This window comes from Flammeovirga pectinis (assembly GCF_003970675.1).
GTDB lineage: Bacteria > Bacteroidota > Bacteroidia > Cytophagales > Flammeovirgaceae > Flammeovirga > Flammeovirga pectinis.
The window spans coordinates 3,986,374-4,005,805 of sequence record NZ_CP034562.1 but is presented as its reverse complement, the minus strand read 5'-3'; the positions used below and the strand labels follow the sequence as shown (position 1 = coordinate 4,005,805).

The 19,432-nt window shown below is 31.3% G+C and carries 15 protein-coding genes; 3 read left to right on the top strand and 12 right to left on the bottom strand.

The window, feature by feature from the left end; all coding sequences use genetic code 11:
* Positions 1-11: 11 nt before the first annotated feature.
* The 4 genes from EI427_RS16225 to EI427_RS16210 all read right to left on the bottom strand — a co-directional run bounded on the left by EI427_RS16225 (position 12) and on the right by EI427_RS16210 (position 6,498).
* Positions 12-2,108 (bottom strand): DUF4493 domain-containing protein, encoded by a 2,097-nt coding sequence (locus EI427_RS16225; protein WP_170178506.1) that lies wholly within the window; start codon positions 2,106-2,108, stop codon positions 12-14.
* A 4-nt stretch (positions 2,109-2,112) separates the two neighbouring features.
* Positions 2,113-3,294 carry a DUF4493 domain-containing protein gene (locus EI427_RS16220; protein WP_126616680.1) on the bottom strand — a complete coding sequence of 394 codons (1,182 nt, stop codon included), beginning with the start codon at positions 3,292-3,294 and terminating at the stop codon, positions 2,113-2,115.
* 13 nt (positions 3,295-3,307) lie between these two features.
* Positions 3,308-5,401 carry a DUF4493 domain-containing protein gene (locus EI427_RS16215; RefSeq protein WP_126616678.1) on the bottom strand — a complete coding sequence of 698 codons (2,094 nt, stop codon included), beginning with the start codon at positions 5,399-5,401 and terminating at the stop codon, positions 3,308-3,310.
* A gap of 233 nt (positions 5,402-5,634) precedes the next feature.
* Positions 5,635-6,498: a hypothetical protein gene (locus EI427_RS16210; RefSeq protein ID WP_126616676.1), complete on the bottom strand. Its 864-nt coding sequence runs from the start codon at positions 6,496-6,498 to the stop codon at positions 5,635-5,637.
* A gap of 252 nt (positions 6,499-6,750) precedes the next feature.
* Here EI427_RS16210 and EI427_RS16205 point away from each other — a divergent pair, with 252 nt between their 5' ends.
* Complete coding sequence (locus tag EI427_RS16205) at positions 6,751-7,620, top strand: transposase family protein (protein ID WP_126610724.1); 870 nt, start codon at positions 6,751-6,753, stop codon at positions 7,618-7,620.
* Here the strand turns inward: EI427_RS16205 and EI427_RS16200 are convergent.
* From EI427_RS16200 to EI427_RS16180, 5 genes are all read right to left on the bottom strand, one after another.
* On the bottom strand, positions 7,617-8,006 hold the full coding sequence (locus EI427_RS16200) for a hypothetical protein (protein WP_126616674.1): 390 nt from the start codon (positions 8,004-8,006) through the stop codon (positions 7,617-7,619). The genes EI427_RS16205 and EI427_RS16200 overlap by 4 nt on opposite strands.
* Positions 8,007-8,115: 109 nt before the next feature.
* Positions 8,116-9,795 (bottom strand): tetratricopeptide repeat protein, encoded by a 1,680-nt coding sequence (locus EI427_RS16195; RefSeq protein ID WP_126616672.1) that lies wholly within the window; start codon positions 9,793-9,795, stop codon positions 8,116-8,118.
* A 320-nt stretch (positions 9,796-10,115) separates the two neighbouring features.
* A complete protein-coding gene (locus tag EI427_RS16190; protein ID WP_170178505.1) occupies positions 10,116-10,556 on the bottom strand; it encodes a hypothetical protein in 441 nt (146 codons plus the stop codon).
* Between the two features lie 244 nt (positions 10,557-10,800).
* Positions 10,801-11,403 (bottom strand): hypothetical protein, encoded by a 603-nt coding sequence (locus EI427_RS16185; protein ID WP_126616668.1) that lies wholly within the window; start codon positions 11,401-11,403, stop codon positions 10,801-10,803.
* 33 nt (positions 11,404-11,436) lie between these two features.
* The gene (locus tag EI427_RS16180; RefSeq protein ID WP_126616666.1) at positions 11,437-14,223 is read right to left on the bottom strand and encodes an outer membrane beta-barrel protein; all 2,787 of its coding nucleotides are present in this window, start codon (positions 14,221-14,223) and stop codon (positions 11,437-11,439) included.
* Positions 14,224-14,820: 597 nt separating this feature from the next.
* Between EI427_RS16180 and EI427_RS26105 the strand changes: the two genes are divergently transcribed.
* Both EI427_RS26105 and EI427_RS16170 read left to right on the top strand, forming a co-directional pair.
* A complete protein-coding gene (locus EI427_RS26105; protein ID WP_170178504.1) occupies positions 14,821-15,036 on the top strand; it encodes a hypothetical protein in 216 nt (71 codons plus the stop codon).
* A gap of 247 nt (positions 15,037-15,283) precedes the next feature.
* A complete protein-coding gene (locus EI427_RS16170; protein WP_317125748.1) occupies positions 15,284-15,652 on the top strand; it encodes a transposase in 369 nt (122 codons plus the stop codon).
* 301 nt (positions 15,653-15,953) lie between these two features.
* On the opposite strand, the gene leuB is transcribed toward EI427_RS16170, so the two are convergent.
* Genes leuB through leuC form a run of 3 tightly spaced genes read right to left on the bottom strand, consistent with a single transcriptional unit; the run spans position 15,954 to position 19,072 of the window.
* Positions 15,954-17,042, bottom strand: a complete 1,089-nt coding sequence (gene leuB, locus EI427_RS16165; protein ID WP_126616662.1) for a 3-isopropylmalate dehydrogenase — start codon at positions 17,040-17,042, stop codon at positions 15,954-15,956.
* 12 nt (positions 17,043-17,054) lie between these two features.
* A complete protein-coding gene (gene leuD / locus EI427_RS16160; RefSeq protein ID WP_205727865.1) occupies positions 17,055-17,651 on the bottom strand; it encodes a 3-isopropylmalate dehydratase small subunit in 597 nt (198 codons plus the stop codon).
* Between the two features lie 20 nt (positions 17,652-17,671).
* Positions 17,672-19,072 (bottom strand): 3-isopropylmalate dehydratase large subunit, encoded by a 1,401-nt coding sequence (leuC, locus tag EI427_RS16155; protein ID WP_126616659.1) that lies wholly within the window; start codon positions 19,070-19,072, stop codon positions 17,672-17,674.
* Positions 19,073-19,432 lie beyond the last annotated feature (360 nt).

Below are 19,432 nucleotides of genomic sequence, written 5' to 3'. Positions count from 1 at the left end.
ATTTAGTAATTCTAATAAAGTATTTCTACATCCTTAATATCAAATGTAGTCCCAACTGCAGCAGAAGATTTATCTGCTCCATGTGCAGAAGAAGAGAAAACCATTATCAAATCGGTTGGTTTTGTAGTTGTCTGTGTATAAAATCCGTTTTCACGGTTTTCAGCAAAATTTGATTTTGGTTGCATGTACCCTGCAAAGTTTGGATCATCGCCATAAATAATAGGAAGTTCCACCTCTACCCAATTTGTTTCTTTCTTGTTAGAACGGAGCCATGCAGTACCTAATCTATAACGTGTTTCACCCTGCCTAACTTGTAATAAAATATAGGCATCAAATTCATCTGTTTTGCCCTCGTATTGCTTAGGGTCGTAACGGTATTTGAATTTAAATTTCGTTGGGCGTGATGTAAATGGAATACCAAAATTAATGGCAACATCACTGATCCCACTTCCATGAACAGTTCCTAAAAATAATGAACCAGCTGCTTTAAAGCCAAAAGGTGCTGGCTTAGATTCTAAACGTGCATATTCTACTGCATTTAAAGAAGGCATTGGTTGAATTGTTTTTAAGTAGGCCGGAATAGCCAATTCTGTAGCCCCTTTATCTCCTGAACCCCAAGGTGTAGACGAAAGGTTATTACCGGGTAATGAATATTTGCCATTTGATGTCCAAGTCTTAAAATCTAAGAAATCAATACCAATTTCGGCTTCCGTTGTAAATAACATACTACTACCCGTTACATCATCTGCTCTATAGGCACGAAATTCATAATCAGTAGCAGGAGTTAAACCCTCCAACTTATAATTATATAGATCACCAACTACATTCATATTGTCATTAATAGTAATCCAACTTCCATTAAGTTCTCTGTATTGGAATGTAGGATTAGTAGCATCTCCACCAGCAAAAGAACCTGATAATTTTGCAAATTTAGCCCAAGGGTCAACTGCAACTGTTACAGCAATATCGGCTAAAGGAACTACATTAAATAACACCTTTTTTTCGTACCCTATATCTTCAGAATTAGTAGCAATAATTTTTAATTCATGCTTTGTCAATCCATTATTCTCAATAGGCAATTTCTTCGATAATTCTGATAAGTCTATAACTTTTTCATCATGGGTAGTGGTAATAATAACACCTAAACTTGTTAATACATTAGCTACAGATGGTGTCATATTCACTATATCGAAAGATTCAGGTAAACCTTGTAATCTTAGGAAAGATGAATTTACATGAATGACAAGAGATTTTAAAGTTGATTTAGTACTAACAGAAATAACAGCTTGTATTCCATCCCCAATTCTAAAAGAAGGTGGATTATCAAAATCAAATGTGCTACTTGATATCACAGGGATATTTTCCACATTTACAGGCATTGCAAAATCCCATTTCTTATCTGTTGTTCTTTCATCCACTTCAATCTTTAAGTTAGACGAACCTCCACTACCTTCTAGATCAAAAACAACATGATAATACTCTCTAGGTTTTACATGTTCTAATTTCAATGACTTTGTAAAAGTCTTTCCTTTTAAATTTTCTACAGAAAGTAAAAGTGTTAAAGTACTATCATTTGATAGCTTAAAATAACCCGCTCTGCTTTCATCCTTATCAAATACTAAACTTCCACCTTTATTGCTCACAGTAACATTCATTTTTTTAAATGCACTTTTCACTTGTTCAGTATACCCAATAGAGATTTTTGTTTGTATCAATCCGCAAGTAATTAAAGCATCAGTATGTTTATTCGCTTTTACTTTAATTGTTTCCTTTCCTTCATAATAAGGGGCATCAAAAATTGCAGCTTGCTGGTTTTTAGTAGAAACAACAGCAATTGTATAGATACCTTCATTTAATGTTATCGAAGACGGAACTTCACTTAAGTTATTGTACTCTTTTACTACTTTTTTATTACTACTAATAATCTGAACATGATAGTTAGCAACGTCAACTGATCTTGATGCGAGTACATTTATTAATGAAGATTTTTTAGTGATAACTATTGATAAATCTCCTTTTAGAACTACTTCTTCTTTTTCTGATTTATGACAACCAAATGACAATACAATCATTGAAAGAAGACAGTATTTAAGAATAAAATTATTCATCTTTCTATGCATTTATTTTAATTGTCAATGTTTTTTCTATTTCTACACCATCTTTGTCAATAACTTTAATATTGAAACGGTGTGTTTCTGCACCAAATAAAGCTAGCATTGGCATAAACTGACTTAAATTAAAAACCATTCTATCTTTACCTTGAATAGGATCGTCTGAAATAAAACCTAGATTTTTTAAATTAGTCCCAAGAGGTGATGTGGGGTCTATTGTTGCCAAATCGAAAGTGTCATCTAAACCTACTTTTACTAATTCTTCTTTTGTTAGTTTTCTACTATCAATTGTAACAATTAAATGTTGAATTAACTTTGGTGCTTCTATATTTATTTTAACAGTAGGAGTTTCTCCTTTATTAATTTCAAATTCTTTACCAATGTCAAAACCATCACCTTCAACCTCTAATGCGTCTGGAGGTAATGTTGAAGGTCCTGTAATCACAACATCTTTTTCATTCATTTTATCATCAATTTTGATAGTTAAAGATGCATCTCCAACACCAATGTAAGGGCTAAACTTTATCTCGTGATAATCTTTTGCAGAAACATCACTAATTAAAAATTCCTTTCGGAAATTTGTTAATCCATCTTTCGAAGTAACATTTAAAGTTATTGTCAATGGGCTTGGTAAAAAGTAAGCACTTCTCACCTCATTCTTTGAAAAGATTAATTCTCCACCAATTTTACCATTGGTAACTATAGCTTCATAAGTACTAAAATATGTATCAAAATCAGATGAATAAGAAATATTCACTTTCATATTAATAAGTGAACAGATGACCTTTGCTTCTACTACTTTCCCAGATTTAACTTCCACAGTAGTTGTCCCTTCATAATAAGGACAATCAAATATTGCATCTAACTGGTTTAAATCAGATGATGCCTTTATTAAATAAGTACCCTTACGAATATCTATTTTATCTGGAACATCTGCATATTTCTCATAAAACTTTACAAGAACACCATTCGTATCTCGTATTTCTACACAATAATTTGAAACATCTACTGTGTTTTTTTCTCTTAAAAATGAGACAGGAATTAATGTCCCATCCCCAGACATATTTAATGCTAAAGATCCTTTTGCTGAAGGAATTTCAGTTTCTCCTTCTAGCATATTACAACCAATTAAAATTAATGTTAAGGTTGTAATTACTATATAACTATATGATTTTATTTTCATAATTGAAGTATTATTAGTTGTAGTTTAATGAGAGTTCGTCGACAAGAAGTGTACTTCCTAAATGTTTACCATTCACAACTCTAGTATCTAAACTTTTAATAGATGATTTTATAACAACATACATATGTGTTGCCTTTAATGTAGTATTAGAGTAATTTATTGGAATACTAAATTGCGTGTAACTTTCTTGTTTTGAACCAGAAATATATTGCTCTCTGGCCAATTCTGTTACCGTTCCATTATCTCTATTTTCTATTACAATTTCTACAGAAAATTCATCATTTCCATAAGGTGAATATTTGTAATAACCTTTAAATGATGTTGGTCTTGACGTAAATGGCATTCCATAATTAAAACTTTCAGAACCACCACTATAAGAATAGCTACCAATAAACAACTGACCTGAAGCTCGTTTCTTAACTATACTTGCACCGCCAGCATTTGTAGTTCCACTACCAAAACCTACCGTTACAATTTCTGCTGCATTACTCCCTTTGTAAGAGTCTGAACTATTATAAGTACCAGATAAAGAGTTATAATTATATCGGAAAGAACCTCTATGTTCTGTTGTTTTCTCATTGACGGTACTCCAGTTAGATTGACCTCTTGAGTTTGGTATGTACTTTCTTATTTCTGCATATCCTATCCAATGACTAGGTGCAACAACATCATAATACCAATCTTCCATTTTTGCATTAGGTAGTTGTCTTTCTTCTTCCGTTTTAAAAGTTAATTCAGAAGATGAGTTCTTATTATAGACTGCTTTAACACGATATTCTTTGTTAGAAGATAACCCCGTTAATAAATAAGTATAATCTTTATTATTTAATGTCGTATAACTTTTTGATTTTAACCAAACAGACTTTCCTTTTTCTTGATAGAAAACAGTCACAAAATCCTTGTTTCCTTCTGTGATGGTTACATTTATAGTTGCTTTAGCAACCCAAACATCCCCTTCGTCTAAGTTAACTGTAAACTGAGCTGGAATTATTTTTAAGTTTAATGATTTTGTAGCATCCCTCTGATAGAAATTATCTTCTACATCAAATCCAAAACTAAATATATCTTCTACACCTTGTCCGGCTTCTAAAGAATTAATGAATCCTGAAAAATCAATTTCGACTTCGTTTGCTCCATTAATAACAGTCGGATAACTAATACCTTTATCTAAAAGAAAATCAATATCAGATTGAGAAAGTTGAGTAAAATTTATGGCATCTGGCCATCCTTCATTTAGAAGATTTGCTGACTTAACAAATACTTTTAATGATTTTATTCCTCCTTCTGCTTTAATTTTCACTACTGTTTGTTTTGTGTTTCCTTCAACAATTTCTTGTTCTTGAGCTAGATCAATTCCAACACCTTGTACTGTTGGTGTATTTACTTCTAGCCATTTCTCTGGAATTCTAAATTCTACATTCTTATCTATTACAGTTTCGTCTACAACAACACTGATACCACCTGTTGCTTTTGAAGGTTCAAATGTAAATCTGTAAAAGTCCTTAGGTTTTACATCATTAAATGTTCTAGAAATCAGAAGCTTTTTTGTTGCCTTTTTATACAGTTTAATTGTAATTGGGTCCGGGCTAAAATACCCTTCTTTTAGTTCCCCATTTTCAAAAGTCAATTTCCCACTTTTGTTTTCAATTTCTGTGTACACCTCACCAAAAATATCTATAAAATCTGAGGTGTATTTTACAGATGCTTTAATGTTCGCAATAACACAAGTAAGGTCTATTTTAGTAGACTTAAGGTCTGTAACCTTAAAGTCTGTAGTACCATAATAATACGGGCTAGAGAATGCAGCTGTAGTTACAGGACTAGATTGTGCTACTAGTTTATAAGTACCTTGATTAAGGTAAAACTGATCTGGAAAGTCTTTATATGAAGGAAATTCTTTAACTAACTTATCATTATTATCAAAAATATTAATTGAAAATGATGACACATTAATTGAAGAAGCCTGACGGAAATGAACGACTGTTACATTACTATTAGCATTTAGAGATAAGGAAACTGTTCCTTTTCGTAATACTTCATCCTTTTTAGAACAGGATATACTAAGTAACATTAAAAGCAGAACTTTTAAATGTAAAAATTTACGCATTGATGAGAGTGTTTTTGATAAATTTGAGATAGGTTTTATTTATTAGGTTTTTAAGTAGAGTTCGTTAGTCAATAAACAATTCAAAATATTACTTACAGAAATGTGTATTTCATATAATAAATGATTATAAATTAGAGGAATCCACTACTTAAAGACCTTTTTTAGAGAAGAAATATGAGTAAAGGGTTAGAATCTAGATCCTAACCCTTAGTGATTATCTTTAGTATTGAGAATTAATTTATATCAAAAGTATGTTCCCAAGATTGTGATACATCGTGACTACCTTTATTATTATAGTACACTGTATTTTCATCTGTGTAAGTTACTTTAATAGAAAAATCATCGTAATAATTTGGTTCACCCTTAGAGACATTTAAATTATTAAGGAATTTGGATGTTGATTTTAAATTATTATTAAGTTCAACAAGATCTGGTATTGTAACTTCTATTTTAAATGTAAATGTTCTTACACCCTTCTTATCTATATCTACAAGTTTTGTTTCGAGTATTTTAATATTTTTACTCGTGTAATTACTTTGTATTATCGCATTTTGAGAAACGATATCTACAGTACTTCTAGACAAACTTGTACTAAAATAAATATGTGAGAAATCTTTAACAGTTGTAATCGTACCAGTTAGTATTACTTTATCCTCTGCATTAAATTTTTTCTTATAACTATCACCATCAATAGTAATACTAGACGCATCTGTTATTACTTCTACTTTTTGTACTACCTTTTGAATAAGTCCGGTTGTAGATTTTACAGAAAAAACATAATCGTAAGTACCTTTTTTTCCCTCGGAAATAAACTTATAGGTTGCATTAGCAACTTTACCATTAGAGTTAGAATTAAGGCCAAATTTACTTAAATATCTATCGTCATTATTAATTTCTCTCAGCTCATAATTACCTTGTGCAGCAGCTTTTAAAACCACTGAAACAGTATCAAACGGTGATACTTTTATAATGTCTTTATGATTTATAATTTCTAATTTAGGGGCTAATGTAAGTACATTTTCGTCACTTTTATTGCAACTAAACGCACCTAAGCCAAGTAAAACTATTATTAGTATTGAGTATATATTTTTGTTCATGTCTTTCTATTTTATTCATAGCTAAGACAATAACAACGTAGGGTTGGGCATCAATTTGCTGTTAACGATTTCTAATCATTTTAACAAAAAAAAGAGCGCATTAGTCTTTAAACCAATACGCTCAAATTATTTAGCTAACAATAAACCTTTAATAGAGTTTATCACGGTTAATTTCTTATAAAAAGAAAAAATGGCTTAAAGTTTTAGTTTTGTAGTTCCTACACAAACAAAACTATTATAACCTTAGCCATTTTGGATAAAATTAATTCATTAACCTCATTAACTCAAACGGAATTTGATTTTTTATTGAAAGAGTTTTCATATCAAGTTGAAATGAAAATTTCTAACTACACATTAAAAGGAAAGAAAAGAGCTTATCCAAAGTTTAAAGAATCTCGTCTTTCAAGTCTTTATGGTAGTTCCAAAAAATTAGAATTCATTCTAATCTATCTAAAAGAACATCCTAGACAGGTGTTTTTTGGTTCCTACTTTAAAATAAGTCAAGCCAAAGTAAGTGAATGGGTTAACTTTCTATTACCAATTCTGATTGAAAGTTTACGTAAATGCTTTTTATTACCCGATTCAAATGAGCCATTTATAATACCTTCAAATTTAAATTCAATACTTTGTGATGTTACTGAAAGGCAAATCAATAGAAGTATAGATTATGATGTTCAAAAGGAGTTTTATAGTGGAAAGAAGAAGGCTCACACTGTTAAAAACCTTGCTTTCACAGATGAAAGTGGTTTCATTCATTTTATCAGTAACACTTATGAAGGAAGTGCCCATGATAAAAGTATATGGGATGATATTATCGTGAAAGAATCCTCTATAAATATACTTGTAGACTTAGGCTTTTTAGGTGCAGATAAAGAACACGAAAATGTAATTCTCCCCTATAAAACATCTAAAAAAGTGAAACTATCACCTCTTCAAAAACAGATTAATAAAGGAATATCCAGTTTAAGAATTAGAGTGGAACATGCTTTTTCAGGTGTGAAACGTCTTAAAGTTTTAAGTCAAAAAATAAACCTTAGGTCTTCCGAAATACATGATTACCTGATAAAAATAGGTGTTGGATTACATAACTTAAGGATTAGATTCAGAACTTTAATAAATTAACCGTGATAAAGTCTAATAAAGTACAAAATATGATTTATTACTATCCCAGAAATTAATAGAAGAAAGAGTGTTCTTGTTGTACTTAAAGAGTACTCATGTTGATAGAAGCTTACAGCAGTTTGTATACTGAGTATCATTGTTAGGGATACACAATATGATAATAATTCTCGCCAAGAATAATTACTTAAAAAAGCTTTTACTTCTTTGAGCATCATACCAGCATTATCATCACTTTCTGTTTGAATCTTATATTCTATCTTTTTTTTGTGAATTAATTCTAAAGCTACATCAATTGCAATAGGGTCATATATAGTAGTGTTTTTACTAATGTCTTCTAAATCATAAATAGATTTATTCTTAAATTTTCTGTAGTATAATTTTTTCAAGACTTAGAATTTTATTTGCCTGCTTTAAGTTTACAATTTGTCATATTAATACCTATCCAACTAAAATAAGGTAAGTAATTGATAATAACCACCACAAGGATATAAAAAACTACTCACTATCAACAATACTATCAAAGAAAGTCTGGAAATCTATATCGGTGTTTGTAATTTCTAATTTCTTACGTAATCTATAACGAGCTATCTGGATAGACTTTACACTTTGATGCGTAATGTTTGAAATATCTTTAGTACTTAAATTTAACTTTAAATAGGCACATAACTTCTTTTCGTTAGGAGATAATGTAGGATGCTTTTTATTAAGATTATCAAAAAATGCAGAGTGAACCTGTTCAAATCTATATTCTAGTTCTTTCCAAACTTCCCCTTGATTAGCATTTTGTAAATTGTAAACAATACCTCTAATTTTCTTTTTGTTTGAAGCATCTAACGAAGTATCAATTTGTAATAAATCTTCAGAGACTTTATTGATAAGCTCATTTTGTTGCATCAAGTGCATAATATTAGTAGTAAGTTCTTTATCCTTAAACTCTACCTGACTTTGTAAAGCATTATTTTGTTCCTGTGTAAATTGATGTTCAACAATAGCTAATTCTTTGGCAATTGTAGCTTTTTCTTCGTTCTGTTGGGCATTGATTGCTCTTAGTCTTTGTACTCTTAAGATCATTAAAATAAACAGAATTATACCAATAAAAATACAAGATAATAGCCATGTGATTTTTTCCTGTTCTTCTTTTTCATGTACTAATTCAATATTCTCTAAAACTTCTTGTTGGTCTTCTTCTAAATCAGTAATGCTTTTACTGTATTCTTGCTTTAGTAAATCGTCAGAAACTTTTTTGAATTCCCTGAAGTAGTAGAATGCTTTTTTAGTATCAATTTTTTCGAATAAAAGATAAAGACTATTATATACATTTTTAATGTCTACAGGAGATTTTAATGTTTCTCCCTTATGAAGGGCAGTAATGTAAAATGTTTCAGCTTTATTAATAAACCCTTGCTGAGATGCAATGTGTGCAAAAGCCAATAATGAGTTTATTTCTCCCCTTGTATCCCCTAATGCTTGTTTAATTTTATAAGATGCATCCAAAACTTCTTGAGCATCAACATACCTTTTTTGATTTGCATATTGATTAGAAAGGTTATGTAATGCTTTTCCTTTCATGATTTGCTGACTTTCTGAAGTACACATTCGAATAACTTCGTTAAAAAGATGAATGGCATTTTCGTATTCATTGATTGCATCATACAGCGTACCTTTATTTAATAAAAGATGAGGTAATAATTCATTTTGTACGTCAATAGAAAGGTCTTTTACATTTTCAATTGCTTTATCGTATTCAATAAGAGCTTTATCATAATCTTTTTCAATTTGATAAACCTGACAGAGATTAGTTAAAGATCTTACTTCTAATTCTCTATTGTGTGTTTTACGGAAAGACTGTATCGCTTCAAAATAAGCACTTCTAGCTTTTAAAGTTTGTCCTTTTAATAGAAGAATATTTCCTTTTAGATGGTATAACTGACCTAATAATTTAAGGTCTTTATTTTCTTTATAGAGCATAATTCCATCTTCTGCATAATCTAATGCTCTATTCATATCTACACGTAGAAAATGATTTCCTAACTCATACATTAGTTCTCCCCTTTCTACAGGGTTGAAAGTTTCTGATAGTTTCTGTTTTAAACTATCGGTAGTATTAGCAAAATGTATAGTAGATGTAATTGCAAATAAAATGAGTGTAGTAAAACTCGTTTTTAATGATTTCAACGTTTTAAGCTTAAATAAATTCAGAACTGGTTGTTAATAAGATGCTAAAATTAAGTAATAATAAAATTTGATTGGCTCTGATAATGTGATATTTAACTAAAGATAGGTCTTAACATTGTGTAGATGGATTTAAAAAATGCAGGAAGTGTTTAATAAAGTAAATAGAGCCATTAAATTATCAATTCTTTTAGTTGTTGTCTATTTCGTAGAGTTCTCTTTTTATCTAAAAAAAGAAGTTCCAATTTAAGTATACACCTAATTTTTAAAGGCTTGTATATACTTAAATTGGAACTTATAACAGGCTAAGAATAGCTTATTATTTATGGTTGGTTACTTAGGATCTCATGAACAACTTTTATTGATGTTTTCAAAAGAATAACTTCATCATTATCATTAAAATAGCTTCTTATTTGATAACCTAAATCTTCAATTGAAATACCATTAGCGTAAATAATATCATATAAGTTTCCACCCTCTCTTTCAGTAACAATATCAACTTTACTACCATCTTGTAAATAGACACTAATAAATTGATTTTTACCGATTGAGAATAATTTTAGATCTTCTATTTTTTCTGATTTTTCAGTATTGTAAACATTGACAAGTTGTTTGTTTTCAGCAACACCCAAAGTTGTGATATAATAATGGTAATCTATAGTACCTTGTACAGGGTAGTCTGGTTCTACTTCATTATTTGTAGTGCATGAAGCGAAACAAATAATTGTCAAAAAGAATGTAACTTTAGATAGTAGTAATCTCATTTTCATTGTCTTAAAATTTTTGTTTTTATATAACAATTTAAACGCAGTGAATAGGATTTGTTTTTCCGAATAAAAGCCAAAATTTTACCCAATAAGGATATCATTTATAGTCATATAATAATATCAATTCACTTCAATTTTTATAAAAATGGATTATTGATACTTATGGATAGAGTACAAAAAAAGTGACAACAGAAACACAATTGCCAGTTTAAACTACTATTTACCATCTCTAATGTGCATATTATCTTTGCTCTCTTCCTTTTTTCATCTTTCTTAAAGATTTAAGAATTTCCATTTGTTCTTCTGTTAGAAACTGAGCATACATTTGATATTGTTGTTTCATGATTGGCATTAAAGCTTCTTTCATTCCTTCTCTATCTCCTCTATGTTCCTTTCTGATTTTTGCAATTACTTGCTCATTCGAAGCATTTATAGCATCAAATTTTTCTTTCTGATCTGGAGTAAGTTTTAATTTTAACTGAACGATATATTCTTGACGTTCTTTGCGTTCCATCAATACAAACGAACTGTATGTTGAATAATCTTTTTCATCTAAAAGTCCTTTGGCTTTTTTGAGGTGTTTTGCTCTAATATCTCCTATTTCTTTTTTGATTGTTGCTTTATCTACCTCTCCTTCTTGTTTGGCAAGAATCATTGTATTGATTACATCTTCTTGCAATTTGATATAAGATTTATTCAGTTTTTTTTCAGTATCCTTATCTAATGTCATTTGTTCCGTTATCACCTCAGGTAGCTCTTTTGGTGAAAATGATGAGAAACCTCTTTGAGCATAACCAATTATACTTACGCATAGAATAAAAGCTGTTACAATAAATTTTTTCATGATGTTGTTTTTATTTTTTATAAAATTTGAGAATTAAAGACGCATAAAATCTCTTCCTCTACCGCCTTTTTTAGGATTTGTTTTTCCTTTAGGACGATAGATAAGAGAAACCATAAAATATCTAGGAAGTACATTATAAGTACTCGTCTGAATAGCATTTTCAGTAACTGTTCTGCTGATGCTACTATTTTGATTTAATATATCAGAGACAGTAAATCGGATTTCACCTTGTCGCTTTTTGAATAATTTATAAGCAATGGCAGCATTCCATTTATAGATATTATCTTGGATAAGATCATCGTCTCCATTGTAGATATTACCTATAAATGAAGTATTCAGAATCAACCTTTGTATTGGCTCAACATTAATGCTTGTCTTGATCATACTATGTAAATAATTACCATTTAATGATGCATTTTCATTATTGCTAATCCAATGATATGTCATCATTCCTGAGATATTAAAATCTACATTTTTACTGATATTACTAGCGAATTTAACACCCTGACCTAATGAACTGTCGTAGGTAAAAGAAGTGACATCATTGGTTATTCCCACATTTCGAGTATAACCAGCAGTGGTTATAGATGATACATTAGTCTTTATAGGTTTGATAGGTTTTGAATAAACCATTACTCCTCTTGCATTTATATATCCATCCAAATTAATTGGGTAGGTATAAGACGAACCTTTTTTTAGAGGGACATTATTAATAGTAGTATCATTTTGTGCAATAAAAGTGTATTGTGTAATCTTGTTGTCTGTTTGTTGAGCAGTGATATTCACAAAGAAAAGCTCTTTCCTTGCTATATTGAAATTCTTAAAATTCAACCTTAAAACATGGCTGTCTTCTCCTTCTAAATAAGGATTTCCTGAAGTTATATTTAGAGGGTCACTATAATCTACAACAGATTGTAGGTTTGATACATTAGGCAAGGATACATTTTTTTGATACGAAAATTTAATCCTTTTACTTCTTGAAAAAGAATAATTAAAGAAAACAGAAGGTAACCAATGTCCGAAGTTTGTAGTAGTTGTTTCGGAAGTTGGATAAATGCTTTCATTATGTAAAGTGGAATACTGGTACTGAAGAGAAGTTGTGATATTCAGTTTGTCTTTTTTGAATACTAACCCCGTTTCAGGTCTATAAATAGTTTGTTTAGAGGTAAACGTATTGGATAGGTCTTCAATGAAATCGCCATTGTTGGCATCATCCATAATATCATATGTTTTTCTATCCGCATCTTGCTGTTCCCAACTCTGAAAATAATTCAATTTCAATTGTAAATTCTTTGCCAGTTTTTCAGTGAAAATAAGATCAGCAGAAGTTCTAAATTTTTCTGTATCACCTAAAATCCTTTGAGCTGTAGAATCATTTTCTGTTCCATTACTTTCGTAGTAATTGATGTTTGTAAATACATCTTGGTAAGTATCGTCATTATGATAATATACTTTCCAGTCTAAAGTTAATGTTCGTCCATTATCATTGAATTTATGACGTAGTAAAAAGCTATTATTAATATCAGCGGAATTTGTCGTATTAAAATCTGACATGGCAGAACTATTGAGCTTTTCTCCTTCTTTTAATGCAGTAGTAGATAAACTTTGATTGACTCCATTTCCATTTTCAAATTTTACAATAGGTCTTATTCTTATGGTAGTATTTGGACTTACATTATAGTCCATTCTGAAATTTAAATTATGATTTTCTTTATGAGAATCTACATTTAAGATCTCATCAACAATTTGATTTGTACCTTCCGAGATGAGATACTCAGTACTAGACGTTTCATCTGTTTCATTGTCTACAATTTTATAAGTATAACTACCAGAAACATCTATTTTTTCACCCCATTTATCTATATAATTAGTTCCTAAAGAATGAGAAGTATTAATACCATTTGATTTTGCTGTTATATTGTTTGAAGGAGAAGAATTTCCTCCACCTCTTTTTCCTCTTCTACCTCTTTTAGGACCAGAAGTAAGATTGTCAGACATAAAACCTTGTTGATTGACATTATTACTCAAACCTGTAAATGAAAGCCGTTGATCGCCCTTGAAAATATTGATATTTCCAGCAGCGCTATACCTTTCATCCGTTCCATAACCAGCTTCCGCTTTTCCAAAATACGCGTATTTCGCATCTTTTTTAGTCACAAAATTGATGGTTTTACTTCTTTGTCCATCATCAAAGCCTGTGAACTCTGCCTGATCACTTTTTTGGTCAATAATCTGTACATAATCAATCATTTCTGCAGGGAGATTGTTCATAGCACTTTTAGGGTCATCTCCAAAAAACTCTTTTCCATCCACTAAAATTTTCTTAACTTTTTCTCCTTCTGCCGTAATATTTCCATCATTATCCTTTTCCACCCCTGGAATTTTAGTCACGAGTTCTTCAGCAGTGGCATCTTCATGTGTTTTATAACTACTCGATGAAAACTGAATTGTATCTTCTTTAATCACAATTGGTACTTCTCCAACAATTTCTACCTCCGAAAGTTCAGTAAACATGGAGTGCAAAATAACATCAAATTGTTGTGTAGCTTGATCTGTAATTGTTATTTCAGAAGTATAATTTTTATACCCTAAAAACATGGCTTCAAGTGTATATTTCCCAGCTTCTTTTAATGTAATTTTATACTGTCCATCAAGATTAGAAAGTACCTGATATTTCTGCTCCCCATTCGAGATAGTAATCAACCCATTCACTAAAGGTTCTTTTGTATCATTACCTGTAATTGTTCCAGAAATTTGAATGCTTTGCGCTTGTGCAGATAGGCTTATAAAAATTAAGAATAGAAAAAATATAGACTTCATTGATTGTTGGATGATGGAGTAGATAAATATGTAGTTTACTTGATGATAACAAATAAAGAAAAGAATGAAGTGCAATATGAATTATTTCAACGAAGGGGTGATATTTTTCAACCAATGAAAGAATTTGGGTTGGTACGAATATGGTAAGTACTAACTACTCTGTTCTTCGTGTTAAGCCGATAGGCGTCACTAAGAACTTATCCACTGATTTAAGTCTGAGACTTAAAACCCATAAACGATAATATTTATAGCGTTATAACTAACTCCAATTATCATGGTAAGAAGTATAATCTTTTGGATGTTGATATTTTAAGACAGTACCTTAAACAACGGAGAGCAGAGGAAACCTTCTGATAATTTCTTATTTTACAAAAATATAAATCCGATTAATATATCTATACCAAAAGAATAATGATGAATTTTATAAAAGAACGTTATGATTTAAACGATTATTTAATAGTGAGTATAACCGTTAATATATATCCTAATAAATTTCGCTATGACTTTAATATATATAATGTATGCGAAGTGATAATTACCCTTGTGGATATTAATGTTAAAGAAAAATTAATAATAACATGTCATAAGGTGGATTATATGAAGTATAATTATGACAATGAGTTGGGGCGTTTACAAATTTGGGAAGCTGCTATTATTGAAAAGGATAGTAAGACGGTGATAGATCTAAGAGCAACCTATGGTACTGATGCAGAACCATATCCTGACTTTGAAAGTTCCAATTTACTCTTTCAATGTGAGAAAGTAACATATGAAGTTATTGATATAACTGATGAGGATAGTCAAAATTATTAATTTTTTATCAATATTTTTATTTGGAATATTATCTCTCTCCTCTGTTCTTTGTGTTAAACTGACAGGCGTACTAAGAACTTATCCACTGATTTAAGTCTGAGACTTAAAACCATAAACGATAATATTTACCACATTATTATTAAATTTAATTATTGAAAACTAACTAAAACGATTCATCATGGCTAGAACACACTCTTTCTACGATCAAGAAGCGACCTATTTTGTAACGATGACAGTAGTCTATTGAATAGATGTATTTACAAGAGAAAAATACCGTAATATCATCTTAGAAAGTTTAAAGTATTGTCAAAAAGAGAAGGGACTAAAAATTCATGCTTATGTGATTATGAGTAATCATATCCATCTTGTTATTTCCAAAGGCTTTCATATTGATATCTCTGATATTCTAAGAGATTTCAAAAAATACACTTCAGAAGCAATTATTAAAAGTATCCAAGAAAATGTAGTTGAAAGTCGAAAAGAGTGGATGCTATGGATGTTTCAAAGAGCAGGACAAAAAAATGCAAGAAATAAAAAGTTTCAATTTTGGCAACAACATAATCACCCAATTCTATTAGATACTTCTATAAAACTAAGGCAACGATTAGATTCATGATAATCCTATTAATGCAGGGGTTGTACAAGATGCAAATGATTATCTTTATTCTAGTGCTTCTAATTATCATGGTAAGAAGTATAATCCTTTGGAAGTTGATATTTTAGGATGAATATGCAGGATTGTTTTAAGTTAAAAACTTAAACAATGGGCAAGTTCGTAGTGACGCCTATCGGCTTAACACAACGAACAGTGGAAAATAAGTATCGTTAAGCTGACTGTAAATTTTGAAATAAAAAAACTGATAGGAGTTATTCACCACTATCAGTTTCAGATTTAAACAATATAAATAAGGTACAAATTAAGCAGTTACTGCAGACAGTAACTCCGCTAATTTCTTACCTGTTTGTTCCGTATTCATACGCTTATCTTCAGCAGTATCTTCAGATACAATATCTAAAGTTCTGTAACCTTCTTTTAAGAATTGGTCTACAGCACTGATGATAGCATCGCTTTCTTCTTTTAATCCGAAAGAGATATCTAATAATAAAGCACCAGAAAGAACAGAAGCAATAGGGTTTGCAATTCCTTTACCTGCAATATCTGGAGCAGAACCATGAATAGGCTCATACAAACCAATAGTATTACCTACAGATGCTGAAGGTAACATACCCATAGAACCTGCAATTTGTGAAGCTTCATCCGTAAGGATATCACCAAACATGTTACCTGTTACAATTACGTCGAATTGCTTAGGATCGCGGATTAACTGCATTGCTGCATTATCAATGAACATGTGTGTAACTTCTACTTCAGGGAATTCTGCAGTCATTTCTTGTACAGTTTCTCTCCATAAACGAGAAGATTCTAATACGTTAGCCTTATCAACAGAACACAATTTCTTACGGCGTGTCATTGCTGATTCGAAAGCTTGACGTGCAATACGTTCTACCTCCATTTTAGAGTAACGTAAAGTGTCAATTGCTTCAGTTCCATCTTCGTTACGCTCACGAGGAGTACCAAAGTAGATGCCACCTGTTAACTCACGGAAGAAAACGATGTCAGAACCTTGAAGAATTTCAGGTTTGATTGATGAAGTATATAATAACTCATCAAATAATTTGATAGGACGAATGTTTGAGAACAAACCTAACTCCTTACGGATTTTAAGTAAACCTTGCTCAGGACGTACTTTTAAGTTAGGGTTATTATCATACATTGGCATACCAACCGCACCAAGTAGAACTGCATCAGAAGCATTACAAGCATCAATTGTTGCTTGTGGACAAGGTTCACCTGTAGCTTCAATTGCTGAGTGACCAATTAGTGCTGGAGAAAATTCGAATTTATGTCCGAAACGCTCTCCAATAATTTCTAATATATTTTGTGTGATGCCAGTAACTTCTAAACCGATACCGTCACCTGCAAGAACTGTTATTTTCTTATTCATGATATTTTGTTGTTAGCAATTGAAAGCGTAGACTCTGTTTTGTTCGTACTCAGAAATTTTGTCTTTTAAACTCAAAATGTAATCAATATCGTCGTACCCATTGATTAAACACATTTTCTTGTAGTCATCAATTTCAAAAGACTGTTTGTTATCTTCTTTACCAGAAATCCAAGTAGTTTGTGTTTCTAAATCTACTTCTAAAGATGTTGATGGATCCGCTTCAATATCAGCAAAAAGTTCTGCTAAGAATTCTTCAGAAACTACTAATGGAAGTAATCCATTGTTTAAAGCATTTCCTTTAAAGATATCTGCAAAGAAACTTGATACTACGATTTTAAACCCGTAGTCATCAATAGACCAAGCAGCGTGTTCACGAGAAGAACCGCAACCAAAATTCTTTCCAGCAACCAATACTTCACCTTTGTAAGTATCTTGGTTTAATACGAAATCAGCAATAGGCTGATCTTGTTTGTCGTATCTCCAATCTCTAAAAAGGTTATCACCAAAGCCATCTTTAGTAGTAGCCTTTAAGAAACGAGCTGGAATAATTTGATCTGTATCTACGTTCTCAATGTTTAATGGAACGCAAGTTGATTTTATATATTTCATTTTAATAAAGTCTCTTTTGATTAAACAGTAGCTAATTCTTCTCTCACATCAACAATATGACCGTTTACAGCAGCAGCAGCAGCAGTAAGTGGAGAAGCTAGTAATGTTCTAGCACCAGGTCCTTGACGACCCTCAAAGTTTCTGTTTGAAGTAGAAATACAGTACATGCCAGCAGGAACTTTATCTTCGTTCATACCTAAACATGCAGAACAACCAGGTTCACGTAGTTCAAAACCGGCAGCAGCAAAAGCTTTATCTAAACCTTCTGCAATTGCTTGTTTTTCAACTTGTTTAGAACCAGGTACAATCCAAACGTTTACACCGTCTGCTTTCTTTTTACCTTTAACAAATGCAGCTACAGCTCTTAAATCTTCTATACGAGCGTTTGTACAGCTACCAATAAACACATAGTCAATCGGCTTACCAATTAAAGATTCACCAGCTTCTAAGCCCATGTAATCTAATGCTTTTTTATCCGACTCACTTGCAGGAGCAGGAACAGCAATATCCACACCGATACCCATTCCTGGGTTTGTACCGTACGTTAACATTGGAGCAATGTCTGCTGTATTGTAAACATGTTCAACATCAAAAGTAGCATCTTCATCAGTTGGTAAAGATTGCCAGTAGGCTAATGCTTCTTCCCATGCTTCACCTTTAGGAGAGAACTCTCTACCTTCTACATAATCAAATGTAGTTTGGTCTGGAGCAATAATACCCCCTCTTGCACCCATTTCGATACTCATGTTACAAACAGTCATTCTACCTTCCATAGAAAGGGCTTCGATTGCTGAACCAGCAAACTCAATAAAATAACCTGTTCCACCAGAAGCAGAAAGCTGAGCGATAATATATAATACAATGTCTTTTGCTGTTACACCTTCTTGTAACTCACCATTTACTACGATTCTCATCGCTTTAGGCTTGTTTTGAAGCGTACATTGCGTAGACATTACTTGTTCTACTTGACTTGTTCCGATACCAAAGGCAATAGAACCGAATGCACCATGAGTTGATGTATGGCTATCACCACAAACAATAGTTTTACCAGGTTGAGTTATTCCTAACTCTGGTCCTATTACGTGAACAATTCCTTGAAAAGGGTGTCCTAAACCATAAAGTTTTACACCAAACTCATCACAGTTTTTTGTAAGCGTTTCAACTTGGTTTCTAGATAAAGCCTCTTTAATAGGTAAATGCTGATCTTTTGTTGGTACATTATGATCTGCAGTACCCCAAGTCTGATCTACACGAGCAAGTTGGATTCCTCTTGCACGGAGACCATTAAAAGCTTGCGGGCTAGTTACTTCGTGAATGAAATGTGTGTCGATGTATAAAACATCTGGAAATCCTTCTTTTCTTTGTACAACGTGATTGTCCCACACTTTGTCGAACAGTGTTCTTGGTTTGTTGTTGCTCATGTATCTATTGTTTTAAATCTATTCTTTCTCTAAAAAATCTTCTAAACAGTTGTATTATACACTGCGAAATATATAATTTCACAAGAATGTATAAGAATTTAGTGGAAATTTAGAACTATTTTCGCACCTTATTGCTGAGTGAGAAAATCTTTGTATTATTTTTGTCTCAATTTCCGTAATCATCAAATTCTGAAAACAATTGCTAATATTAGTTCGTTTTACATTCAGAATATGATGGTTATTATATTACTGTAAAAGATTTACAGTATCAAATTTAACTACCTATGTAATTTTAAAAAATTCGTTCTGAAATATAATTACGATTTCAGACCTGTTACAAGGTGTTTATTTAAATAAAAA